The 24,061-nt window shown below is 73.1% G+C and carries 21 protein-coding genes; 12 read left to right on the top strand and 9 right to left on the bottom strand.

What is annotated here, in order from left to right; genetic code table 11:
• Nucleotides 1–30: 30 nt before the first annotated feature.
• Genes ACFVFH_RS24395 through ACFVFH_RS24370 form a run of 6 tightly spaced genes read right to left on the bottom strand, consistent with a single transcriptional unit; the run spans nt 31 to nt 5,508 of the window.
• On the bottom strand, nt 31–1,239 hold the full coding sequence (locus tag ACFVFH_RS24395; RefSeq protein WP_383772276.1) for a cytochrome P450: 1,209 nt from the start codon (nt 1,237–1,239) through the stop codon (nt 31–33).
• Complete coding sequence (locus ACFVFH_RS24390) at nt 1,236–2,516, bottom strand: cytochrome P450 (protein ID WP_383772274.1); 1,281 nt, start codon at nt 2,514–2,516, stop codon at nt 1,236–1,238. The genes ACFVFH_RS24395 and ACFVFH_RS24390 overlap by 4 nt, the downstream gene beginning before the upstream one ends.
• Entirely contained in the window at nt 2,513–3,166 is a 654-nt protein-coding gene (locus ACFVFH_RS24385; protein WP_329922814.1) for an ATP/GTP-binding protein, read from the bottom strand. Before ACFVFH_RS24385 ends, ACFVFH_RS24390 begins: the two co-directional genes overlap by 4 nt.
• A complete protein-coding gene (locus ACFVFH_RS24380) occupies nt 3,147–3,512 on the bottom strand; it encodes a DUF742 domain-containing protein (protein ID WP_124717135.1) in 366 nt (121 codons plus the stop codon). Before ACFVFH_RS24380 ends, ACFVFH_RS24385 begins: the two co-directional genes overlap by 20 nt.
• Nucleotides 3,509–3,952 (bottom strand): roadblock/LC7 domain-containing protein, encoded by a 444-nt coding sequence (locus ACFVFH_RS24375; protein ID WP_383772271.1) that lies wholly within the window; start codon nt 3,950–3,952, stop codon nt 3,509–3,511. The genes ACFVFH_RS24380 and ACFVFH_RS24375 overlap by 4 nt, the downstream gene beginning before the upstream one ends.
• Complete coding sequence (locus ACFVFH_RS24370; protein WP_383772269.1) at nt 3,949–5,508, bottom strand: sensor histidine kinase; 1,560 nt, start codon at nt 5,506–5,508, stop codon at nt 3,949–3,951. The genes ACFVFH_RS24375 and ACFVFH_RS24370 overlap by 4 nt, the downstream gene beginning before the upstream one ends.
• Nucleotides 5,509–5,801: 293 nt before the next feature.
• Here ACFVFH_RS24370 and ACFVFH_RS24365 point away from each other — a divergent pair, with 293 nt between their 5' ends.
• Complete coding sequence (locus ACFVFH_RS24365) at nt 5,802–8,735, top strand: FAD-binding and (Fe-S)-binding domain-containing protein (RefSeq protein WP_383772267.1); 2,934 nt, start codon at nt 5,802–5,804, stop codon at nt 8,733–8,735.
• Here ACFVFH_RS24365 and ACFVFH_RS24360 read toward each other — a convergent pair whose 3' ends face one another.
• Entirely contained in the window at nt 8,736–9,146 is a 411-nt protein-coding gene (locus ACFVFH_RS24360) for a VOC family protein (RefSeq protein WP_383772265.1), read from the bottom strand.
• A gap of 553 nt (nt 9,147–9,699) precedes the next feature.
• Here ACFVFH_RS24360 and ACFVFH_RS24355 point away from each other — a divergent pair.
• Entirely contained in the window at nt 9,700–10,668 is a 969-nt protein-coding gene (locus ACFVFH_RS24355; protein ID WP_383772263.1) for a MarR family transcriptional regulator, read from the top strand.
• Nucleotides 10,669–10,818: 150 nt separating this feature from the next.
• The gene (locus tag ACFVFH_RS24350; RefSeq protein WP_383772261.1) at nt 10,819–11,142 is read left to right on the top strand and encodes a hypothetical protein; all 324 of its coding nucleotides are present in this window, start codon (nt 10,819–10,821) and stop codon (nt 11,140–11,142) included.
• Between the two features lie 84 nt (nt 11,143–11,226).
• Here the strand turns inward: ACFVFH_RS24350 and ACFVFH_RS24345 are convergent, their stop codons facing one another.
• Nucleotides 11,227–12,090 (bottom strand): LysR family transcriptional regulator, encoded by an 864-nt coding sequence (locus ACFVFH_RS24345; RefSeq protein WP_383772708.1) that lies wholly within the window; start codon nt 12,088–12,090, stop codon nt 11,227–11,229.
• Nucleotides 12,091–12,351: 261 nt separating this feature from the next.
• Here ACFVFH_RS24345 and ACFVFH_RS24340 point away from each other — a divergent pair, with 261 nt between their 5' ends.
• From ACFVFH_RS24340 to ACFVFH_RS24310, 7 genes are all read left to right on the top strand, one after another.
• Nucleotides 12,352–13,338: a DMT family transporter gene (locus tag ACFVFH_RS24340; protein ID WP_383772260.1), complete on the top strand. Its 987-nt coding sequence runs from the start codon at nt 12,352–12,354 to the stop codon at nt 13,336–13,338.
• A gap of 299 nt (nt 13,339–13,637) precedes the next feature.
• On the top strand, nt 13,638–14,066 hold the full coding sequence (locus ACFVFH_RS24335; protein WP_383772258.1) for a DUF3592 domain-containing protein: 429 nt from the start codon (nt 13,638–13,640) through the stop codon (nt 14,064–14,066).
• A 554-nt stretch (nt 14,067–14,620) separates the two neighbouring features.
• Entirely contained in the window at nt 14,621–15,418 is a 798-nt protein-coding gene (locus tag ACFVFH_RS24330; RefSeq protein WP_383772256.1) for a TIGR03084 family metal-binding protein, read from the top strand.
• 56 nt (nt 15,419–15,474) lie between these two features.
• Nucleotides 15,475–17,130: an acyclic terpene utilization AtuA family protein gene (locus ACFVFH_RS24325; protein ID WP_383772706.1), complete on the top strand. Its 1,656-nt coding sequence runs from the start codon at nt 15,475–15,477 to the stop codon at nt 17,128–17,130.
• 269 nt (nt 17,131–17,399) lie between these two features.
• Complete coding sequence (locus ACFVFH_RS24320) at nt 17,400–18,998, top strand: acyl-CoA carboxylase subunit beta (protein WP_383772254.1); 1,599 nt, start codon at nt 17,400–17,402, stop codon at nt 18,996–18,998.
• A gap of 15 nt (nt 18,999–19,013) precedes the next feature.
• Entirely contained in the window at nt 19,014–20,972 is a 1,959-nt protein-coding gene (locus tag ACFVFH_RS24315; RefSeq protein WP_383772704.1) for an acetyl/propionyl/methylcrotonyl-CoA carboxylase subunit alpha, read from the top strand.
• A complete protein-coding gene (locus ACFVFH_RS24310; RefSeq protein ID WP_383772252.1) occupies nt 20,969–22,129 on the top strand; it encodes an acyl-CoA dehydrogenase family protein in 1,161 nt (386 codons plus the stop codon). The genes ACFVFH_RS24315 and ACFVFH_RS24310 overlap by 4 nt, the downstream gene beginning before the upstream one ends.
• 132 nt (nt 22,130–22,261) lie before the next feature.
• Here the strand turns inward: ACFVFH_RS24310 and ACFVFH_RS24305 are convergent, their stop codons facing one another.
• Nucleotides 22,262–22,672: an ATP-binding protein gene (locus tag ACFVFH_RS24305; protein WP_383772250.1), complete on the bottom strand. Its 411-nt coding sequence runs from the start codon at nt 22,670–22,672 to the stop codon at nt 22,262–22,264.
• Between the two features lie 265 nt (nt 22,673–22,937).
• On the opposite strand from ACFVFH_RS24305, the gene ACFVFH_RS24300 reads away from it, so the two are divergent.
• Both ACFVFH_RS24300 and ACFVFH_RS24295 read left to right on the top strand, forming a co-directional pair.
• The gene (locus ACFVFH_RS24300; RefSeq protein WP_383772248.1) at nt 22,938–23,801 is read left to right on the top strand and encodes a helix-turn-helix domain-containing protein; all 864 of its coding nucleotides are present in this window, start codon (nt 22,938–22,940) and stop codon (nt 23,799–23,801) included.
• Nucleotides 23,798–24,016 (top strand): DUF397 domain-containing protein, encoded by a 219-nt coding sequence (locus tag ACFVFH_RS24295; protein WP_383772246.1) that lies wholly within the window; start codon nt 23,798–23,800, stop codon nt 24,014–24,016. The genes ACFVFH_RS24300 and ACFVFH_RS24295 overlap by 4 nt, the downstream gene beginning before the upstream one ends.
• Nucleotides 24,017–24,061: the final 45 nt, after the last annotated feature.

Raw genomic sequence — 24,061 nt, 5'->3', positions numbered from 1 at the left:
CGGTCCGCGGACCGCGTACGGGGGCTGCCGTCAGCCCAGCTCCACCGGCAGGTCGTGCAGGTCGTTCTGGGTGACGATCGGCTTGTTCCGCAGCTCGGACGCGGGAACGGCGAGTTCCAGCTCCGGGAACCGCTCGTACAGCGCGGGCAGCGCCACGCCCGCCTCCAGCCGGGAGAGCGCCGCGCCCGGACAGACGTGCGGGCCGTGGCCGAACGCGATGTGGCGGTTGGGGGAGCGGGTGACGTCGAAGTCACCGGCCGTCGGGCCGTGCTGCGCCTCGTCGCGGCCGAGCGCGCCGAAGGAGACGATCAGCGCCTCGCCCTTGGGCAGCACCGTGCCGCCCACCTCGACGTCCTCGGTGGCGAACCGGATCAGGACGTGCGACGTGGGGGTGTTCCAGCGCAGCGTCTCCTCGATCACGTTCTCCCACGGCACCTCTCCCGCCAGCACCCGTGCGCGCTGCTCGGGGTGGGTCTGGAGCGCGACGACCGCGTTCACGATCAGGCTGATCGTGGTCTCGTGACCGGCCGCGATGATCAGCTGGAGGGTGTTGACGATCTCCTCGTCGGTGAGCTGGTCACCGTTCTCGGAGGCGGCGATCAGGGCGCTGGTGAGGTCGTCGCCCGGGTTCTCCCGCTTGCCGTCGACGATCTTGGTGAAGAGCGCGCCGAGGTCCGCCATCATCTGCGGGACCTCCTGGGGCGGCGTCTGCGTCGAGAAGAACTTCTCGAACAGCTCCTTCAGCCGCGGGTGGTCCGCGCTGTCCACGCCCATCAGCTCGCTGATCACGTTCATCGGCAGCGGGTAGGCGAACTCCGCCTTCAGGTCGACCCGCTCGCCCTTCGGCAGCGCGGCCAGCCGGTCCAGGCTCGCCGTGGTAAGCGCCTCGATGCCGGCCCGCAGCCGCTCCACCCGCTTCACCGTCAGCGCCTGGGCGACCAGGGTGCGCAGCCGTCGGTGGTCCGCGCCGTCGACGGTGAGCATGGAGCGGCCGGGGTTGGCGAGACCGATCAGCGGCCAGTCCATCGGTATCTCGCCGCGCTGCCAGGCGTTCCAGACGTTGATGTCCTTCACGATCCGGCTGTCGGTGAGCAGCTGCCGCGCCTCGGCGTGGTGGGTGACCGCGTAGCAGTGCACCCCGCCCGGCAGTTCCACCTCGGCGAGCGGCCCGGCGGCCCGCAGCCGGGCGCTCTCGCCGTCGAGATCGGCGACGAAGGGGTCGAGTGCGATGCGGGTCATCTCTGGCCTCCGGTGGCGGCTTCCGTGGTGGGTCCCAGGGCGAGGGTGGGGGTGAAGGTCAACGGCAGGTCGGTCAGGCCCCGCAGCCACGGGGACGGGCGCCGGGTGAGCCGTTCGGCGGGGACGGCGAGGTCGAGGTCGGGAAGCCGGTCGAGCAGGACCTCGATGCCGGTACGGGCGATGACCTCGGCGGTCTCCTGGGCGGGGAACGGGCAGCGGTGCTCGCCGTGGCCGAAGGAGAGGAACGCGTTGTTGCCGCCGGTCAGCGTGGAACCGTCGGTGCGGACCTGCGGGTCCGCGTTGGCGGCCGCGATGCCCAGCAGCAGCAGGTCGCCCGCCTCGATGTGGCGGCCGCCGAGGCGGGTGTCGCGCGAGGCCCAGCGGCCCGCGACGTTCTGCGTCGGGGTGTCCTCCCAGAGGACCTCGTTCATGGCCTCGGCGACGCTGTGCCGACCGCCCGAGAGGGAGGCGGCGAAGCGGTCGTCGGTGAGCATCAGCCGCAGCGAGTTGCCGATCCAGTCGGCGGTCGGCTGGTGGCCCGCGGCCATCATGACCATCAGGTCCTGGGCGACCTCCTCGTCGGTGAACCCGCCGCGGTCGGCGAGCATCCGTGAGGCGACGTCGTCGCCGGGCTCGGCGTGCTTGTCGGCCAGCAGCTGGAACATGGACGAGGCGAGGTGCTGCTGGCCCGCCAGGGCCCGCTCCCGGCCGTCGATCATGTCGTTGAGCGAGCCGACGAGCGCATGGCCGACGGTGTCGCTGAACCCGTAGATCTTCGCCAGGACGAGGGCGGGCAGCAGCATCGCGTACTCGGCGATGATCTCGGCGCCGCCGGTGGCGCAGAACCGGTCGACGAGACCGTCGGCGAACTCCTCCGCGTACCGCTTCAGCGCGAACGGGTCGACGGCCTCCAGCGCGTTGCTGATCATCGCGGCGCGCTCGGTGTGCCGGGGGCCGACCGTGTAGAGGATCGACGGCTGCTTGCGGCCGATCATCGGCAGCAGGGGCCAGTCGTCGGGGATGCGGTCCCACTGGTTCCACAGGTCGGAGTCACGGCTGAACAGCACCGGGTCGGCGGTGACCTGGTGCAGTTCGCGGTAGCCGAGCACGAGCCAGGCGGGTATGTCGCCGTCGAGGACGACGGGGGCGACGGCTCCGTGGTCGCGGCGCATCTCGCGGTAGAGCCGGGTCGGTTCGGTCTGGAACCGCGGGCCGGAGAGGGGCGCGCGGCCCTGGGACACGGGGCAGCCGGCGGGCGGCGCCGGGGGCTGGGTCACGGCGTGGGCTCCGGGGTCTTCTCCGGCGCGATCTCCGGACGGGTGGCGGCGGACCGGGCGAAAGCCCCGCCCTGCGAGAGGGTGTGGAGGTACTCGACCAGGGTGATCAGCACGTACTTGCTGGACGAACGGTCCCGGGCGTCGCACTCCACCAGCGGCACGTCGTCCGAGAGCGCGAGCGCCTCGCGTATCTGCTGTTCGGTGTGGAGCGGGCCGCCGAAGTCGTTGCAGGCCACTATGAACGGCGTGCCGTGGTGCTCCAGCCGGTCGATCGCGTACCAGGAGTCGGCGAGCCTGCGGGTGTCGACGAGTACGACGGCACCGAGCGTGCCGGAGAACAGGCGGTCCCACAGGAACCAGAAGCGTTCCTGGCCGGGGGCGCCGAAGAGGTACAGGACGGAGCGCTCGTCGAGCGAGATCCGGCCGAAGTCGAAGGCGACCGTGGTGGACGTCTTCGACTGCACGCCGTCGAGGTGGTCGACGGCCTCGCCCGCGCGGGTCATGGTCTCTTCCGTGTTCAGCGGACGGATCTCGCTGACGGAGCGGACCATGGTGGTCTTGCCGACGCCGAAGCCGCCGACGACGACGATCTTCAGTCCGTTGTCGGCCGTCGCCCGCAGGGCGGCACGGTCAGAGGTTGCGGAGTCCAACGAGCACCTGTTCCAGGATGTCGGGGTCGGGGAGCCGGTCCGCGACACGGGCAGTACGGGGGTGGCGGGCGCTGATCCGTCCGGTGTCCAGCAGGTCGGACAGCATGATCCGGACGATGCTGACGGGCAGGCCGAGGGCCGCCGAGATCTCCACGACCGCGGTGGGCAGTTGGCACATCCGCAGGATCGTGGCGTGCTCCGACTGCATGCCGGGGGTCGGCTCGCACTCGGAGACCACCAGCGTCACCAGGTCGAACGCGTCCGAGTCGGACCGGCTGCGGCCCCCGGTGAGGGTGTACAGCCGGTCCGGATCGTCGTCCCGGCCGGGGCGGCGGGGGCGGGTCATACGGCCGCGTTCGCGTCGGCGGCGGTGACGTCGGAGGCCGGGGAGGAGCGCGGCGGGGCGCTGAGGTGCTCGCCGAGCTGCTCGACGAGCTCGCTCATGTTGTGGCCGATGAGGCCGACGTCGGAGTCCTCGGAGGCGACGACCGCGAGATGGGCGCCCGCGCCCGCCTCGACGATGAACAGCACTCCGCCGTAGAACTCGGCCATCGCGGAACGTACGCCGCCGGTGCCGTCACCGAATTCGACGGACGCGCCGTGCGACAGGCTCTGGATACCGGCCGAGATCGCGGCCAGCTGATCGGCCTGGTCGACGGAGAGCTCGGGGGTGCGGCACAGCTTGAGGCCGTCCCTGGACAGGACGAGGGCGTGACGAGTGCCGGGGGTGCGCTCCAGGAGCCCCTCCAGCAGCCAGTTGAGCTTCTCGTCGGTGGTGGCGGTCATCGGGTGTTGCCTTCTTCCGGGTGCGGGGAGTTGGCCCGAACAGCCTGGCGGAAGCTGCTGAAGCGGGCGGCCTGTTCCTTGGGGTCGGAGGTGCGGGGCCGGGAGGCCGTGGCGTCGTCGGAGTGGGCGTGGGCACGGGCCTCCGCGGCGGCGAGGGTGCGGCCGCGGGGGCGCTTGGGCAGTCCGCTCTCGCCGAACCGGGGGAGGTTGACGGTGCTGGTGTCGGACGCGTCGGGGTCCGCCGGGGCGGGGGTGGCCGGTCCGGACGGCTCGGCGGCGGCCGGTCCGTGCTGCGGGTGCGGCGCGTGGTGCGCCGCGGCCGGTGCGGCCGGTGCGGCCGTCGGTGCCGTCGCCGGTGCGGCCGAGGGGGCCGTGCCGTGCGCGGGTTCCGGCTCGGGCACCGGCCGGGGGGCCGGGACGGGGGCCGGGGCGGACGCCCGGGTGAGGAGCTCCTGCGGGAGCATCATCAGGGCGCCCGTGCCGCCGCGCGCGGAGGGCCGGAAGGAGACGGTCAGACCGTGCTTGCGGGCCAGTCGGCCGACGACGGCGAGGCCGAGCCGGGTGCCGGAGAGACCCGTCAGGTCCTGGTGGGTGGCCGAGACCGCGCGCTCGGCGCGGCGCAGCTGCACATCGCTCATGACCAGGCCGCTGTCCTCGACGGTCAGGACGATGCCGGCCGGTACCTCCTCGACGTACACATGGACTTCGGCCGTGGGCGGCGAGAAGTTGGCCGCGTTGTCGAGGAGCTCGGCGAGCGCGTGCATGACGCCCTCGGCGGCGTGGCCGGCGACCGCGACATCGCTGGTCGAGTGGAGCCGCACCCGCTGGTAGCCGCTGATCCGGCCCATGGCGCCGCGCAGGATCGACTCCATCACGATGGGCTTGGCCCAGCGCCGTCCGGAGCGGGCGCCGGTCAGCACGGCGATGGAGTCGGCGAGCCGGCCCGCCTGGGCGGTGCGGTGGTCCAGGTGGAGCAGATCGCCGAGCACGTCCTCGGCGGAGTGCCGGTGCTCCATCTCGCGCAGGTCGGCGAGCATGCTGGTGGCCAGGGCCTGCATCCGGCCCGCTGCGTTGGCGCAGGCGGCGACCGCGGCGGAGCGCTCGGTCTCGCTGCGGGTCGCGCGGGCGGTGAGCCGTGCGGTCTCGACGGTGAGCCGTTCGGCCTCGGCCGCGGCCTGGGCGGTGAGTCGCGCGTGCTCGGCCTCGGCGGCGGACCTGATCCGCGCCGTCTCGGCCGCCGCGGCGGCCTTGATCCGCGCGGTCTCGGCGGTGAACCGCTGGCCCTCGGCCGCGGAGCTGGACACGAGACGGCTGATCTCGCCGGTGAACCGCTGGGTCTCCGACGCGAGCCGGGCGCGCAGACGGCCGGCGTTCGCGCGGGCCTGGACGGCGGTGGCCACGGCGACGGACAGCAGCACGGCGGCGGCCCCCGCCCCCCAGGCCAGCTGCGTCCGTACCGAGTCGGGGGCAGCGGCGACCGCCCACAGGCACAGGGATCCGGTGACGGCCAGCGATATCAGCAGGGCCACTGCGGTCGGCCGGGATGAGGGGCTCAATGGGGGTCCTTGCGAGCGGACGGGTACGGATGGATCGGACGGATCGGGCAGGTCGAACGATCCAGAATGGGGTGTTTCCGGACAACGCGACTGAATGCGACAACTGGAGCTGACAATTCCAAGGTAAGTCGTGGTCACTATATGAGAATTGACGCTCTCTTTGGGAAGACCTTGTGGCGTTCTCTGTTACGTATGTGACTACGCATCCGACGTATTCCGGCGTACTGACGTATTCGGGGGAAACGTGCGGCGCCGGAAGGCCGAGCGGCCCGATCAACGGCATCCTGGGCCCCATGGCCGAACGAAAGAAACCGACGGAACGCACCGAACTCGCTTCGGCGCTGCGCTCCGCGATCCGCGGCGAGGTCGAATTCGGCTCCACAGCAAGGGCGTTGACCACGATGGACGCCTCCAACTACCGCCGAGTCCCGCTCGGCACCGTCGCCCCGCGCGACGCCGACGACGTGGCCGCCGCGCTGGCGGTCTGCCGTGCGCACGGCGTGCCCGTGGTGCCGCGCGGCGGCGGCACCTCCATCGCCGGACAGGCCACCGGCACCGGCGTGGTGCTCGATCTCACCCGCCATCTGAACGGGATCCTCGCACTGGACCCCGGCTCCCGCACCGCGGTCGTCCAGCCGGGCGTGATCCTGGACGAACTGCGCACCGCCGCCGCCCCGCACGGCCTCACCTTCGGCCCCGACCCGTCCACGCACGGCCGCTGCACGCTGGGCGGCATGATCGGCAACAACTCCTGCGGCGCGCACTCGGTCGCCTGGGGCACCACGGCCGACAACACGCGGGCCCTGACCGTGACCCGCTACGGCGGCGACACCCTGCGCCTGGGCCGGGGCGCCGTCCCCGAGGCCCTGACCGGCCTCCCCGAACTCATCGGCGGCCACCTCGCCGCGCTGCGCACCGGCTTCCCCGAACTCCCGCGCCGCATCTCCGGGTACGCCCTGGACGCCCTGCTGCCGGAGCGCGGCACCGACCTCGCCCGCGCCTTCTGCGGCAGCGAGGGGACGCTCGGCGTGGTGACGGAGGCGACCGTGCGCCTGGTGGAGGCTCCGGCGGCCCGCGCGCTGGCCGTGCTCGGCCACGCCGACGAGGCGGCCGCCGCCGAAGCCGCCCCCGGCCTGCTCCCGTACCGCCCGCTCACCGTCGAGGGCATGGCCGCCGACCTCGTACGGGAGGCGGCCGGACTGCCGCGCGGCGGTGCCTGGCTCTTCGTCGAGACGGGCGGTGCCACCCCCGCCGAGGCGCGGGCGCACGCCGAACGCATCCTCCGGGCGGCCGACGCCCTGGACGCCACCGTCGTCACCGACCCCGCCGGACAGCGGGCCCTGTGGCGCATCCGCGAGGACGCCGCGGGCACCGCGACCCGGATGCCGGACGGCACCGAGGCCTGGCCCGGCTGGGAGGACTGCGCCGTGCCGCCCGCCCGGCTCGGCGGGTACCTCCGCGACTTCCGCGCCCTGCTCGCCGCACACGGGCTGCGCGGCACCCCGTACGGGCACTTCGGCGACGGCTGCATCCATGTCCGGATCGACTTCGACCTGCTGAGCCCCCCGGGCGTGGCCCGCTTCCGCCGCTTCTCCGAGGAGCTCGCGGACCTGGTCGTCGCGCACGGCGGATCGCTGAGCGGCGAGCACGGCGACGGCCAGGCCCGCGCCGAACTGCTGCCGCGCATGTACGGGGACGACCTGGTCGCCCTCTTCTCCCGCTTCAAGGACATCTGGGACCCGGACGGCGGCATGAACCCCGGCATCCTCGCCCGCCCCGCCCGGCTCGACGAGAACCTCCGCTTCGCGGTGCTGCCGAAGCGCCCGGTCGACGTCGAGTTCGGCTATCCGCACGACGGCGGCGACTTCACGGCGGCGGTGCGGCGGTGCGTGGGCGTCGCCAAGTGCCGTACGAAGGAGATCTCGGGCCCGTCCGTGATGTGCCCCTCCTTCCGGGCGACCGGCGAGGAGACCCACTCCACGCGCGGCCGAGCCCGCCTGCTCCACGAGATGCTCGCGGGAACGGGCGGGGAGCCGGGTACGGGAACGGGTGCGGGCACGGAAACGAGTGGGGCCGGGGGATCGAGTACGGGAACGGGCGCAGGCGCAGGGGCAGGCACAGGCGCAGGCGCGGGCGGGGTGATCGCGGGCGGCTGGCGCTCGACGGAGGTGCGGGACGCGCTCGACCTCTGCCTGTCCTGCAAGGGCTGCCGCAGCGACTGCCCGGTGGGGGTCGACATGGCCACGTACAAGGCGGAGTTCCTGCACCACCACTACCGCCGCCGACTGCGCCCCGCCGCCCACTACACGATGGGCCGGCTGCCGGCATGGCTGCGCCTCGCGGCCCCCTTCGCGGCCCCGCTGAACGCACTGGCCCGGGTGCGCCTTCTCGCCGCCCTCGCCAAGCGGCTGGCGGGCATCACGCCGGAGCGCGGGATTCCGGTCCTGGCGCGGGAGACGTTCACCCGGTGGCTGAACCGGCGCGGGGGCACGGACGCGTCCACCCCCTCGGCCGACGAACCGGCCATGATCTGGCCCGACACCTTCACCGAGCACCTCTCGCCCGAGGCGGGCCGGGCGGCGGTGCGGGTCCTGGAGGCGGCGGGCCGCCGCGCCGTGCCCGCCGGGCGCGGGCTGTGCTGCGGCCTGACCTACGTCTCGACGGGCCAGCTCGACAAGGCCCGCAGGGTCATGCGCCGCACCCTGGACCGGCTGGGCGGCGCACTCGGCACCCCCCTGGTCGTCCTCGAACCGAGCTGCGCCGCCACCCTCCGCACCGACCTGCCCGAACTCCTCACCGACGACCCGAGAGCCGCCGAACTGGCCGCGTCGGTCAGGACGCTGGCCCAGTACCTGGAGGAGTACGCCCCCGACTGGCGGCCGCCCCGCCTGGACCGCCCGGCCATCGGCCAGACCCACTGCCACCAGCACGCGGTCCTGGGCGACGCGGCGGAACGCCGGCTGCGCGAGCGCGCCGGACTGACGGGCGAGCTGAGCGGCGGCTGTTGCGGCCTGGCCGGGAACTTCGGCTTCGAACGGGGCCACTGGGAGGTGTCGGCGGCCTGCGCGGAGGAGAGCCTGCTGCCCTCGGTACGGGCCGCCGAACCGGGCACGGAGATCCTGGCGGACGGCTTCTCCTGCCGGACCCAGCTGGAACAGCTGGGCGGCGTACGGGCACGGCATCTGGCCCAGGTGCTGGCGGAGGGCCTGGGGGAGGAGGCCGAGTGACTACGCGGTGCGGCGCGCCGCGAACTTCTCGACGGCCTCCGGGGTGACGGGCGTGAAGAAGTTGACGAGGTTCCCGTCCGGGTCGCGGAAGAGCAGCGCCCGGTTCCCCCACGGCATGGTGGTCGGCTCCTTGACGAAGTCGGCGACGAACCCGGTCAGGTCCCGGTGGACGCGGTCCACGTCGTCGACGAGGAACTCGATGACGACGCTGCTGTTCGCCGCGGGCCGGGCCGAGCCGGGGGCGAACATCGGCACGGTGCGTTCGCTGCCGATCGCGAGCGTGGCGTGGGGCAGGCGCAGTTCCGCGAAGTCCTCGGTGGCGCGGTCGGCCGTGACCCCCGTGATCCGCTCGTAGAACGCCACGAGGCGCGCGACGTCGGCGGTGATGATGCGGATCGAGACGAAGTCCATAATGTGGTCCCAGGAATCGGTGCGAGGGGTGGGCGCCAGGGGCGGGCGGCCGCCCGGTTGAAGGCGTCGTTGCACGGCACACCGCAGGACCGATGGCGGACGGAATCGGTCCGCTTTCCGTCGCGGGGCAGGGAGGGCCGCTACGGCGCGTTCCGAGCTTCGGTCTCCGGGCTTCGAGCCCCGATCTCCGAGCTTCGGGCTTCGGGCTCCGGTCTCCGAGCTTCGGGCTTCGGGCTTCGAGCTCCGGACAGGGCTTGTTCACTCTTTCGTGGGTACGAGGAGAGGTCCGGGGCCGGGTCTTGAGTTCCGGGCTTCGGGGGCCGGGATCCGGGCGTCGGGATTCGAGCGATGACGTACAACCGGTAGGTGAATGAGGGGGTTTGGGGAGACCTCCCCGCCCTCCCCACCCCGTCACGGCCAGCAAGTATGACTAATCGTGACCAGCTTGCGGCGCGCAGTCGCGGGTGCTTACGGTGCCCAACGTAATGACCCCGACGCGGTGTTCACAGCACCGGCCGGGGTCTGACCCCAAGATCGAGAGATAGGCGATCCCGTGGCTGTCTCAAACCTTAGCCCTGTCCTGCGTGCGCCCGCATCCTCGCGCGCCCACCCGAAGGCCAGGCCCGGCTACGGAAAGCGTTCCGTGCGGGAGCAACGCGCGCCCCGGGAGAGCGACTTCGCCCTCCTCCCCGAACGTGAGCGGCATATCGCCGGGTTCGTGGAGGCGTTGCCCGAGGGCGCGGCGATGGACATCAAGTCGCTGGCGAAGAGCCAGCCGTTGTACGGCCAGATGGCCGTGGGCAGCGCGCTGCGGGCCCTGGGCGTGGCGGGCCACCTGCGGCATGTGCGGTGCCTGAGCGGCGAGGGCGACCAGGTCCGCTGGGTGACCCGGACCTTCTGGTCCCGCACCGCCCATGACAACGAGTGGTGGAACGCCTTCCTGACCGCCGAGGAGAGCGCCCCCGCGCCGCAGCCGTCGGCAGCCGCCACGGAGGCGGACACCCCGAAGGAAGCACCCGCACCCGAGCCCGCACCTGAGCCCGCACCCGCACACGGGCCCGACCCCGCATCCGACCGCGACCGCGACCCCGTCCCGGCACGGCCGTCCGCCCCGACGGTGCCGCAACAGCGCACCGCGCAGCCGCAGCCGGGACCCTCTCCCGCCTTCGCCGCCCTGGCCCGCCTCGGCCGCACCGACCCCCGTCTCGCGCTCTCGGCGGCGGACTGCGCGGCGCTGGAACAGGCGGCCGCCGAGTGGCTGGCACGCGGTGTGGACGCCGACTATCTGACGCACGCCCTCACCGCCGGGCCCCCCGCGTCCGTCGACTCCCCCTTCGGCTTCGTCCGCCGCCGCCTCCACGACAAGCTCCCGCCCCGCCTGCCCACCGCGAACCCCACCGCCGGGCCGACTCCCGCACGCCGCCTGATGATCGAATGCACCGAGTGCGGCGCACCCGGAAGGCCCGAGGCATTCCGCGACGGCCTGTGCAGGCCCTGCCGCGAACCCGCCCCGGCGGCCTGACGGCACGGCACCGCCCCCCGCCGCGCGGCGGGGGCCGGACGCGCCGGGCCGTCGGCGGCTGGTTTTACGCTGCCGGCGTCGCCCATCCGCCCGCCATGGGGCGGGAATCGGGGCGGGACAAGGGGCAGCGGCCCCGCGTAACCTCCACCTGTGGTGGATCACGAGCAGTACGTCCGGTATCGGGAAGACTCGAAGGTGCTGGCGGCGATCGGGAAGCACATCGATGCCCAGATCGGGCCGATCACCGTGCGGCTGGCCAGGGACGTGGCCGAGGCCGCGGTGAAAGCCTGGGAGCGCGACGAGTCGGGGGACCTTCCCGAGGAGACCCATGAGCAGTACGCACTGCGGGACCGGGCCGGGGAGCTGGCGCTGATCGGCCTCGCGATCTCGGAGCGGGGCCGGTGGGAGGGCGACGAGGTCGTCATCGCCCTGCATGTCGCCTCCGCGGGAGCGGCCCTGAGGGCGTCGGATTAGCCGGGCGGCCCGGACCGGTCCAAACGTGTCCAGAGCGTTCGGGGCGGTGTCCGGGGCGGACGTGTCGGTGGTCCGGCCGGTGTCTCAGGCTCCGGCGGCACCCCGCCCCACCACCTCGCGCGCCAGCGCGACCAGGTCCGGCAGTGCCGGATGCCCGGGGACGTCCCGCCGGGCGAGGAGTACGGGGACGGGCGGGGCGTCGGTCAGCGGGCGGTAGGTGACACCCGGGTGCGGGTGCATGCCGGCCGTGGAGGCGGCGGAGACGCCGACGCCCCGGCCCGCCGCGATGGCGGTCAGCCAGTCGTCGGTATTGGCGACGGTGAGGGTCGCGACGGGGCGGGCGGACGGTGGCCACAGCTCCACCGTGGTGGTGCCCGAGACGGTGTTGAGGACGACGGTCTCGCCCGCCAGGTCGGCGAGGCGCAGTGCCGCGCGGTCCGCGAGCGGGCCGTCTGCCGTCACCGCCGCCACCCGGTCCTCCTCGAACAGCACCTCGGTGACGAGACCGGGCGCCCCCACCGGGCCCCGCAGCAGCGCGGCGTCGACCTCGCCGCGGGTGAGCCCTGCGGTGCGGTCGTCGATCCGCAGCAGTTCGAGCGGGGTCCGTGGATACCGTTCCTGCCAGCGGCGCAACAGCGGTGTGGTGTACGGGCCGAACGCCGACCAGGCGTGCCCGAGCCGCAGCGGCCAGTGGTGCAGCCCCTCGGAGTCGAGCGCCTCGTCGAAGGCGGCGACCGCGGCGGCGGCCTTGTCCCGGAACACGACGCCCTCGGGGGTGAGGGCGAGGTGGTGGGTGGACCGGTCGACGAGCCGCACGCCGAGGTGCCGCTCCAGGGCGGCGAGGGTGCGGGAGACCGCGGGCTGGGTCAGGCGCAGACGGGCGGCGGCGCGGGTGACGTTGCCTTCGTCGGCCACGGCGAGGAAGGCGCGCAGATGGCGGATCTCGATGCCTCGGCCGGTGCTGGGCCCCGCGCTGGGCCCCGTGCCGGGTACGGCGCCGTGTCCGGTGCCGTACCCGGCGCCTCGGCCGGTGCTTTGTCCGGAACGCCCGATGCTCATGCGCCGGGAGCATAACCGCAGCGCGATCGACATTTCACGTGGCACGCGGAGGTACCTACCGTAAGAGGACGTACCGCATGAGCAGAGTGCAGTATCTTGGATCGAACAGTGCATTGAGCTGAACGATCGGATTCGGGAGGAACACCGCAGGTGAACGACCAGCGCAGTGCAGCAGGGGCCCCGGCGGCCGCGGCGGCCGTGGAGCGGGCCGCGGCCGTCGCCGTACCCGAGGCGGCGCCCGCTCTCGGCGGGGCGGCCCCCGCCGGGGTCAGGGGCCGGGGTGCGGCGCTCGCCCCGGTCGCGCTGGTGGTCGCGGGCGGCCTCTCCGTCCAGTTCGGCTCCGCCGTCGCCGTGCTGCTGATGCCGAGGGCCGGTGCGCTCGGCGTCGTCACGCTGCGCCTGGCCGTGGCCGCGCTCGTGCTGCTGGTCGTCTGCCGCCCGACGGTGCGCGGCCACTCGCGCGCCGACTGGGGCACGGTCCTCGCCTTCGGGCTGGCCATGGGCGGCATGAACACGCTCTTCTACCAGGCCGCCGACCGCATCCCGCTGGGCGCGGCCGTCACCCTGGAGGTGCTGGGGCCGCTCGCCCTCTCGGTGATCGCGTCCCGTCGGCTGATCAACGTGGTCTGGGCCGGGCTCGCCCTGGGCGGAGTGGTGCTGCTGGGCGGCGGGGGCTTCGACCGCCTCGATCCGGTGGGCGCCGCCTACGCCCTCGGCGCGGGCGCGATGTGGGCGACGTACATCGTCTTCAGCGCCCGCACAGGCCGCCGCTTCCCCCAGGCGGACGGCCTGGCCCTGGCCATGGTCGTCGCCGCGCTCCTCTCGCTGCCCCTCGGCCTCATGGAATCCGGCTCGAAGCTGCTCGTCCCGTCCACGCTGGGGCTGGGCGCGGCGGTGGCGATGCTCAGCTCGGTGCTGCCGTACACGCTCGAACTCATGGCGCTGCGCCGTCTGCCCGCGCCCACCTTCGCGATCCTGATGAGCCTGGAGCCGGCGATCGCGGCCACGGCCGGATTCCTCATCCTCGACCAGGCCCTGACGACCACCGACGCACTGGCCATCGCGCTGGTCATCGGGGCGAGCATGGGTGCGGTACGCAGCCAGACCCGGCGCGCGAAACCCCGCGAACGCACCTGAGCCTCCGGGGGCGTGCATCGGAACTCCCGTCTGCACTCCCGTCTGCCCGACGGGGTCCGGCACGCACGCACGCTCGCCGCGTTGTCGCGATAGCACGCACCGGACACCGCCGGGCCCGCCGGGCGGACGACGCCGCTTTCGATCCACACCCTGGCACGGGCGGCCCGTCGTACGACCGTGCGGCGGTGGACGCCGTACGGAACGCGTCCGGCCGACGGCGTCGGGGCCGGGGCCTTGTCGGTCCGGTCCCGCGCACGGGACCATGGCGGCTCGTCCGCGAGATCCCGCCGGGAGAGTCCATGGTCGTCGCCGTCCTCTACTTCGTCGTCGCCGCGGGTGCGGCCGTGATCTTCGGGAAGAACATGGACCGCCACCTCCAGGGCCCCCGGCTCCGGGCCCTCTGGGCGCAGGGCCGTACGGCCGAGGCCCGGTGCACCGGGCTGCGCACCGAGGAGGCCCAGGACGCGGAGGGCGGGTTCGTCCAGCACACCCACCCCACCCTGGAGTTCCGTACCGACGACGGGCGCACCGTCAGCTTCGAGGAGCGCCAGTCGCGCATCGCTCCGGCCGAGGGCGACTTCGTGACCGTCCACTACAGCCCGGCGAACCCGGAGGACGCGACCACCCGGGCCCCGTCCTTCGGCATGCGCCACGCCAGGACCGTGCTCACCGCGGCGGGCTGCTTCTTCGCCCTGGTCTCGGCTGTCGTCATCGCCGTGGTCGTCTGAGGCCCACACGGTCCGTCAGAAGCGCGACCGCGCCGGCGCCGCCCTTCCCGGCCGGGCCCCGGCCCGTGCTGCCCCGCACGCCCGCTACCGCGCCCGCTACCTCGCGCTGCCCCGCGCGTCTGCCTGCCCGTCTGCGCCGTCCCTGCGCGTCCGCGTCTGCCCGCGCGTCCGCGTCTGCCCGCGCGCCCGCGTCTGCCCGCGCGCCCGCGTCTGCCCGCCCGCCCGCGTCTGCCCGCGCGTCCGTGTCTGCCTGCCCGTCCGCGCCGTCCCCGCGCGCCCGCGCTTGCCGCCCCGCCCGCGCCTGCCGCCCCGCCCGCGCTGGCCGCCTCGCGCGCCCGCCACCTCGCGCGCCGTCCCCGCCGCCCCGCGCGCCCGCCGCCCCGCCCGCTGCCCCTGCGGCGTCCCTCTCGACCGGCACCCGTCCCCTCCCGACCGGCCTCCTGCCCCGCCCCCGCGCACACTCGTCCCGAAAAAATAATGCAAGCATGCTTGCTTGTTTATTGCTCCGCTGCCATGCTCCTGGGCACACCGCCATGCCCCGAGGGGAGCGCACCGTGTCCGAAGTCGCAGCCGTGATCGACGATCTGCGTGACGAGAGCGCCGAAGTCGACCTGCTGGTGGGGGAGTTGAGCGCTGAGCAATGGGCCGCGCCGACCCCCGCGCCCGGCTGGAGCATCGCCCACCAGATCGCCCATCTCACCTGGACCGACGAGGTCGCGCTGCTCGCCGCCACCGACGCCGATGCCTTCGCGGCGGAGACGGCCAAGGCCATGAAGGCACCCGACTCCTTCGTGGACCGGGGCGCCGAGGAGATCGCCGACGCCCTCGCCCCGGCGGCGCTGCTCACCCGGTGGCGCGACGGGCGGCACCGGCTGGAAAGGGTGCTGCGGGAGGCTCCGGCGGGCACCCGCATCCCCTGGTACGGGCCGCCGATGGGCGTCGCGTCCATGGCGACCGCCCGGATCATGGAGACCTGGGCGCACGGCCAGGACATCGCCGACGCCCTCGGGGCCACCAGGACCCCCACCGCCCGGCTGCGGCACGTCGCCCGGATCGGGGTGCGCGCCCGCGACTACGCCTGTCTGGTGCACGGGATCGAGGCGCCCGGGGAGGAGTTCCGGGTCGAGCTCGAAGCCCCGGACGGCGGGGCGGTCGCCTTCGGCCCGGAGGACGCCGCCCAGCGGGTCACCGGACCGCTCGTCGACTTCTGCCTGCTCGTCACCCGGCGCGCCCACCGCGACGACCTCGCCGTCCGGGCGTCCGGCCCCGACGCCGACCGCTGGCTCGACATCGCCCAGGCGTTCGCCGGGCCACCCGGACCGGGCCGGGCGCCCCGGACGGACCCCGCGTGACCGGCGTACTGCGGATCGGCAACGCCTCCGGGTTCTACGGCGACCGCTTCGACGCGATGCGCGAGATGCTCACCGGCGGGCCGCTCGACGTCCTCACCGGGGACTACCTGGCCGAGTTGACCATGCTCATCCTCGGCCGGAGCAGGCTCAAGGACCCCACGCGCGGCTACGCCACCACCTTCCTGCGCCAGCTCGAAGAGGGCCTCGGGCTCGCCCGGGAACGCGGCGTACGGATCGTCGCCAACGCGGGCGGACTCAATCCGGCCGGGCTGGCCGACGCCGTACGGGAACTGGCCGCGAAGACCGGCATACCCGTGCGCGTCGCGCATGTGGAGGGCGACGGCCTGCCCGTCCCCGAGGGGTTCCTCACCGCCAACGCCTACCTCGGCGGCGCCGGGATCGCCGCCTGCCTCGAAGCGGGCGCGGACATCGTCGTCACCGGGCGGGTCACCGACGCCGCACTGGTCACCGGACCCGCCGCCGCCCACTTCGGCTGGGGACCCGACGACCACGACGCGCTCGCCGGGGCCGTCGTCGCCGGACACGTCCTGGAGTGCGGCACCCAGGCCACCGGCGGCAACTACTCCTTCTTCCGGGGCCACGACCTGCGCAGGCCCGGCTTCCCCGTCGCCGAGATCCATGCCGACGGCTCCTGTGTCATCACCAAGCACGACGGCACCGGCGGCGTCGTCGACATCGGCACCGTCACCGCCCAGCTGCTGTACGAGACCGGCGGCGCCCGGTACGCCGGACCGGACGTCACCGCCCGGCTCGACACCGTACGGCTGACCCAGGACGGACCCGACCGGGTCAGGATCTCCGGGGTGCGCGGCGAGGCCCCGCCGCCCACCCTCAAGGCCGGGCTGAACCGGCTCGGCGGCTGGCGCAACGAGGTGGTCTTCGTACTCACCGGCCTCGATGTCGAGGCCAAGGCCGGGCTGGTCCGGGAACAGTTCGCCGACGCGCTCGCCCGCTCCGGCGCCGCACCCCGCGAGGTGCGGTGGGAGCTGTCCCGGACCGACCGGGCCGACGCCGCCACCGAGGAGACCGCGAGCGCCCTGCTCCGGCTCGTCGTCCGCGACCCGGACCAGGACGCCGTCGGGCGCGCGGTCTCCGGCGCCGCGATCGAGCTGGCCCTCGGCAGCTACCCCGGCTTCCACGTCACCGCCCCGCCCGGCAAGGGCACGCCGTACGGGGTGTTCGAGGCCCGGTACGTACCGGCCGGGGAGGTCCCGCACATCGCCGTGCTCCCCGACGGGCGGCGACAGGAGCTGGCGCACCCCGCGACGACCCGCCCGCTCCGGGACGCCGCCGAACCGCCCCTGCCCGCGCCCCTGCCGGACCCCGGCCCCACCCGTTCCGCCCCGCTCGGCCGGATCGCGGGCGCCCGCAGCGGCGACAAGGGCGGGGACGCCAACGTGGGCGTATGGGCCGTGGACGAGGACGCCTGGCGGTGGCTGGCCCATGAACTGACCATCGAACGGTTCCGGGAGCTGCTGCCGGAGACCGCCGCCCTCACCGTCGTACGCCACCTCCTGCCGAATCTGCGCGCGCTGAACTTCACCGTCCACGGGCTGCTCGGCGAGGGCGTCGCCGCCCAGCACCGGTTCGACCCGCAGGCCAAGGCGGTGGGGGAGTGGTTGCGCTCCCGGCACCTGCCGATCCCCGTATCGCTGCTGGAGACCGCCCAGGCACCGGAGGCACCCGCATGACCGTCCAGGTACCCGGGGGCGCCCGTATGACCGTCCAGGTACCCGGGGGTGCCCGCATGACCGCCCAGGCACCGGAGGCGCCCGCATGACCGCCCAGGTACCCGGGGCCGTCCAGGTACCCGGAGGCACCCGTACGACCGTCCACGCACCGGAGGCGCCCGCATGACCGCCCAGGTACCCGGGGACGCCCGTATGACCGTCCAGGTACCCGGGGCCGTCCAGGTACCCGGAGGCACCCGTACGACCGTCCACGCACCGGAGGCGCACGCATGACCGTCCTGCCCACCGCGCTCGACACCGCGGGGCCCGAATACGCCGCCCACCGCACGGCCATGCTCGCCAGGCTCGACGAACTGGCCGCCGAGCACGCCAAGGCGCAGGCGGGCGGCGGCGAGAAGTACGTGGCGCGGCACCGCTCTCGCGGCAAGCTCCTGGCCCGCGAACGCATCGAGCTGCTGATCGACGAGGACACCCCGTTCCTGGAGCTCTCGCCGCTCGCCGCCTGGGGCAGCGAGTACACGATCGGCGCCTCGCTCATCACCGGGATCGGGGTGATCGAGGGCGTGGAGTGCCTGATCACCGCCAACGACCCGACCGTACGCGGCGGCGCCTCCAACCCCTGGACCCTCAAGAAGGCCCTGCGGGCCAACGAGATCGCCTTCGCCAACCGGCTGCCCTGCGTCAGCCTCGTCGAGTCGGGCGGCGCCGACCTCCCCTCGCAGAAGGAGATCTTCATCCCCGGCGGGGCGCTCTTCCGCGACATCACCCGGCTCTCGGCGGCCGGCATCCCCACCGTCGCCGTCGTCTTCGGGAACTCCACCGCGGGCGGGGCATACGTCCCCGGCATGTCGGACCACACCGTCATGATCAAGGAACGGTCCAAGGTCTTCCTCGGCGGACCGCCCCTGGTGAAGATGGCGACCGGTGAGGAGAGCGACGACGAATCGCTCGGCGGCGCCGAGATGCACGCCCGCACCTCCGGGCTCGCCGACCACTTCGCCGTGGACGAGCAGGACGCGCTGCGCCGGGCCCGCCGGATCGTCGCCCGCCTCCACTGGCGCAAGGCACACCCCGATCCGGGCCCCGCCGAACCGCCGAAGTACGACGAGGACGAGCTGATCGGCATCGTGCCCGGCGACCTCAAGGTGCCCTTCGACCCGCGCGAGGTCATCGCCCGGCTCGTCGACGGCTCCGACTTCGACGCCTTCAAACCGCTCTACGGGACCAGCCTGGTCACCGGCTGGGCGCGGCTGCACGGCTACCCCGTCGGCATCCTCGCCAACGCGCAGGGCGTGCTGTTCAGCGAGGAGTCGCAGAAGGCCGCCCAGTTCATCCAGCTCGCCAACCAGCGCGACATCCCGCTGGTCTTCCTCCACAACACCACCGGCTACATGGTCGGCAAGGAGTACGAGCAGGGCGGCATCATCAAGCACGGCGCGATGATGATCAACGCGGTCTCCAACTCGAAGGTCCCGCATCTGTCGGTCCTGATGGGAGCCTCGTACGGCGCCGGGCACTACGGCATGTGCGGCCGGGCCTATGACCCGCGCTTCCTCTTCGCCTGGCCCAGCAGCAAATCCGCCGTCATGGGACCGCAGCAGCTCGCCGGGGTGCTCTCCATCGTCGCCCGCGCCTCCGCCGCCGCCAAGGGCCGGCCCTACGACGACGAGGCGGATGCCGCGCTGCGCGCCATGGTCGAGCAGCAGATCGAGTCGGAGTCGCTGCCGATGTTCCTGTCCGGGCGGCTGTACGACGACGGGGTCATCGACCCGCGCGACACCAGGACCGTCCTCGGGATGTGCCTGTCCGCGATCCACACCGCCCCGGTCGAAGGCGCCCGCGGCGGCTTCGGCGTCTTCCGGATGTGACGAGGGATGACCGAGATGATCTCCACACTGCTCGTGGCCAACCGGGGCGAGATCGCCTGCCGGATCTTCCGCACCTGCCGCGCGCTCGGCATCGCCACCGTCGCGGTGTACTCCGACGCGGACGCCGACGCGCTGCACGTACGGGAGGCCGACACCGCCGTACGGCTGCCCGGCGCCGCCCCGGCCGACACCTACCTCCGCGGCGACCTCGTCGTACGCGCCGCGCGCGCGGCGGGCGCCGACGCCGTCCACCCCGGCTACGGCTTCCTCTCCGAGAACGCCGGATTCGCCCGCGCCGTGCAGGATGCCGGGCTCGTCTGGGTGGGCCCGCCGGTCAAGGCCATCGAGCTGATGGCGTCCAAGACCCGCGCCAAGGAACTGATGGCCGCCGCCGGGGTGCCGCTGCTCGCCCCCGTCGACCCGGCACGGGCCACCGCCGACGACCTGCCGCTGCTGCTCAAGGCGGCGGCGGGCGGCGGCGGACGCGGCATGCGGATCGTCCGCGAACTCGCCCACCTGCCCGCCGAGCTGACGGCCGCCACCGCCGAGGCGACCGCCGCGTTCGGGGACGGCGAGGTCTTCGCGGAGCCGTACGTGGAACGCGGCCGCCACATCGAGGTCCAGGTCATGGCGGACGGACACGGCACCGTCTGGGCGCTGGGCACCCGCGACTGCTCGCTCCAGCGCCGCCACCAGAAGGTCATCGAGGAAGCCCCGGCACCCGGGCTCGACGACACGCTGCGGACCCGGCTGCACGACGCCGCCACGGCCGCCGCACAGGCCGTCGGCTACCGGGGCGCGGGCACCGTCGAATTCCTCCTCGCCGCCGACGGGCGCCCGTACTTCCTGGAGATGAACACCCGCCTCCAGGTCGAACACCCCGTCACCGAGGCCGTCTTCGGCCTCGACCTCGTCGCCCTCCAGCTCCGCGTCGCCGAAGGCGGACCCCTGCCCGCCCCCGCACCCCCCGCCCCGCACGGCCACGCCGTCGAGGCCCGTCTCTACGCCGAGGACCCCACCCGCGACTGGCAGCCGCAGACCGGCACCCTGCACACCCTGGACGTCCCCGGCGAACCAGGCATCCGCCTGGACACCGGCTACACCGACGGCGACACCATCGGCGTCCACTACGACCCGATGATCGCCAAGGTCATCGCCCACGCCCCCACCCGCACCGAAGCCGTACGCCTCCTCGCCCGCACCCTCGAACGCGCCCGCGTCCACGGCCCGGTCACCAACCGCGACCTGCTCGTACGGTCCCTGCGCCACCCCGACTTCCTCGCCGCCCGCCCCGACACCGGCTTCTACGACCGCCACCTGGACGCCCTCGCCCCGGCCCCGGACCCCGGCGCGGCCGGACCGCGCCGCGCCGCCCTGGCCGCCGCACTCGCCGACGCCGCGGCCCGGCAGCACGGCCCGGGGCCGCTCCCCGTCCGCCTCGGCGCCTGGCGCAACCTCTCCTCGCAGCCCCGGACCAAGCGCTACCGCACCCGACCCGACGACGGCACCGAACACCAGGCCGTCTACCGCACCACCCGCACCGGCCCCGTCCCCGAGACCGGCGAACGCGTCATCGCCGCCGCGCCCACCCGCGTCACCCTCGAAACGGACGGCGTCACCCACCACTTCGACATCGCCGCCCACGGCGACACCACGTACGTGGACACCGCCACCGGCTCGTACACCCTCACCGCACTGCCCCGCTTCACCGACCCCGCCGACCGGACCGAACCCGGCTCCCTGCTCGCCCCCATGCCCGGCACCGTCGTCCGCGTCGCCGAGGGGCTCACCGCGGGGGCCCCGGTCACGGCCGGACAGCCCCTGATCTGGCTGGAGGCGATGAAGATGGAACACCGCATCCTCGCCCCCGCCTCCGGCACCCTCGCCGCGCTCCACGCCGCGCCCGGCCTCCAGGTGGAGGTCGGCGCCCTGCTCGCCGTCGTGCAAGACGTACAGGAGGAACCGAAGCCATGAGCACCGACCTCGAAACCGAAGAGCACCAGGCCCTGCGCGCCGCCGTCACCGCCCTCGGCAAGCGCTACGGACGCGACTACATGACCTCCGTCGTCCGCGACGGCGCCCACCCGCGCGAACTGTGGACCGAGGCCGCCAAGCTCGGCTACCTCGGCGTCAACCTCCCCGAGGAGTACGGCGGCGGGGGCGGCGGCATGGCCGAACTCTCCATAGTCCTGGAGGAACTGGGCGCGGCCGGCAGCCCGCTGCTGATGATGGTGGTCTCCCCGGCGATCTGCGGCACCGTCATCGCCCGCTTCGGCACCGACACCCAGAAGCGCCAGTGGCTCCCCGGCCTCGCCGACGGCAGCCTCACCATGGCCTTCGGCATCACCGAACCCGACGCAGGCTCCAACTCCCACCGCATCACCACCACCGCCCGCAAGGACGGCGAGGAGTGGCTGCTCACCGGCCGCAAGGTCTTCGTCTCCGGCGTCGACATCGCCGACGCCACGCTCATCGTCGGCCGCACCGAGGACGCCAGGTCCGGCCGGCTCAAGCCCTGCCTCTTCATCGTCCCGCGCGACGCACCCGGCTTCGGCCGCTCGCAGATCGACATGGAACTCCAGGCCCCGGAGAAGCAGTTCGAGCTGGTCCTCGACGACGTACGCCTGCCCGCCGACGCCCTGGTCGGGGACGAGGACGCCGGGCTGCTCCAGCTCTTCGCCGGACTCAACCCCGAACGCATCATGACCGCCGCGTTCGGCATCGGCATGGGCCGCTACGCCCTCGGCCGCGCCGTCGACTACGCGAAGACCCGCCAGGTCTGGAAGGAACCCATCGGCTCCCACCAGGCCATCGCCCACCCCCTCGCCCAGGCCCACATCGAACTCGAACTGGCCCGGCTCATGATGCAGAAGGCCGCCCGGCTCTACGACGACGGCGACGACATCGGCGCGGGCGAGGCCGCCAACATGGCGAAGTACGCGGCGGGCGAGGCCTGTGTGAAGGCGGTGGACCAGGCCGTCCACACCCTCGGCGGCAACGGCCTCACCCGCGAGTACGGCCTCGCATCCCTGATCACCGCGGCCCGCGTCGCCCGGATCGCCCCGGTCAGCCGGGAAATGATCCTCAACTACGTCTCCCACCAGTCCCTGGGCCTGCCCAAGTCGTACTGACACGGGGCAGCCCGGTGCGGGGCGGTCGTGATACCTGCACGTAGGCTCACGCGTGAACGGGTCCCGGAGTCCAATCCACTCCGGGACCCGTTCGCGCGACCGCCCGCTATCCGCACGCGCGCCGGGGCGGGATCACTCGGTCCTCACCTCCGCCCACACGTATTTCCCCATCGGGCGCTCAGCGATTCCCCAGGTGGCCAGGGCGTCCACGATGAACAGCCCACGCCCGCGTTCGCGTTCCGCACTCTCCGGCCTGCGCCTCGGACGACGCCGTGCGGCGTCGTGCACCTCCACACGCGTGCGGCGCTCGTCGGCGTCGAGCGCGAGGAGCACGAAGTCGCCGGGTTCCGTCCCGTAGCGAATTCCATTGGTCACTAATTCCGAGACCACGAGCACCACATCGTCCGTGTGGCACGGGCCGATGTCCGGCAGGTGGTAGCGAACGAACTCACGTGCGTGGTCGCGGGCCGCCTTCACGGACTCGTCGACGCCTTCGAGCATGAGCCGGGGCGGTGGGGCCACCGGCGGCCGAGCAGAGGGCATTTCACGTCTCTGCGGGAGCAATGTCATGCATATCCCCTTCTGGGTGGGGCCAAGCTGACGCGGAAATCCGATGTGCCAGCGTGGGCAAGATCGAGCTTCGCGCCCAAGCTTGCTCTCCCAGGTGACTGGCATGCAAGCCACGTAAGAGTGAAATGAGAATTCTCAAATATGCGAGCGAGGGTGGGAGGCCTGGTCAAGGCGGCATGTGACAGGGAACAGGTCGCGCGGCAGACTGTCGGGCAGGGCCTGACAGGGAGGGGAGTCAGTGAGTGCGCCAACCGTGCGCCGACGTCGGCTTGGTGCGAAACTGCGTGCGCTGCGCGGTGATCTGAATCTCGAAGACGTCGCAGAGGAGTCGGGCGGAGCCTTCACGCTCTCGAAGCTGTCCAGGCTGGAGACGGCCAAGAGCGCAGCCAAGCAGGCAGACATCGCCAAGCTCCTCGACCTCTATGCCGACCTCGGGCGCGAGGTCGACGACGAGTTGCGCGCCGCGCTGTTGACGCTGACCAAAGAGGGCGCGCAGCGCGGCTGGTGGCATTCGTACCGTGGCGTGCTCACCCCGGTCTACGAAGATCTGATCAGCCTTGAGGCGGAGGCGACCGGAGTGTCGACCTGGCAGCTCGGCGCGGTGCCGGGTCTGCTCCACACGTCCGAGTACGCGCGGGCGATCATCGGCGCGACCGCGATGTCGGAAGCGGTGGAGGCCAAGGTCGACGCCTTGGTCGAAGTGCGGCTCGCGAGGCAGGCCGTACTCACCCGCGAGAACCCGCTGACGTTGTGGGCGGTCATCGCGGAAGGTGCTCTGCGGACGAAGGGTGTGGGCGAAGGCGTCATGGACGAGCAGCTCGGCCGGTTGCTGTCCATGGGAAAGCGCCCCAACGTGAACATCCAGGTCTTGCGGTCCGATGCTCCGTTCCACGTCGGTCAACTCGGCTCGTTCAGCATCCTGTCGTTCGGTGATCATGCGGACCTCGACGTCGTCCACACTGAGAACCTGACGTCCGCCGTGTACGTCGAGCAGCGCGACCAGGTGTCCATGTACCGGGAGGCCACGCGGAGGCTCACCTCTGCCGCCGAGTCGGTCGAGGCGTCCGCGGAACTGATCGCAGAGATAAGGAAAACCCAATGACCCACGTTGATGACGCGTCCACCCTGCCTGTTTCCTGGTGGAAGTCGTCGCGATCCGATACCGGCGCGCAGTGCGTCGAGTGCGGCATCGTGAACCACGTCGGGCAGCGCGTCGCCGTGCGGGACAGCAAGAACCCGAGCGGTCCGGCGCTGCTGTTCTCGTATGCCGCCCTGGGCGGCCTGGTGGACGCACTCCGCCGGGGCGACCTGCGGTAGGCAGATGCGGCAGAGCGGCGGTCCGCCCCCTACCTCCGGGGCGGA

Origin of the sequence: Streptomyces sp. NPDC057697 (assembly GCF_042799335.1) — a bacterium.
Classification (GTDB): Bacteria; Actinomycetota; Actinomycetes; order Streptomycetales; family Streptomycetaceae; genus Streptomyces.
Note: the sequence above shows the minus strand (reverse complement) of the source record. Positions and strands in the feature narration are given on the sequence as shown.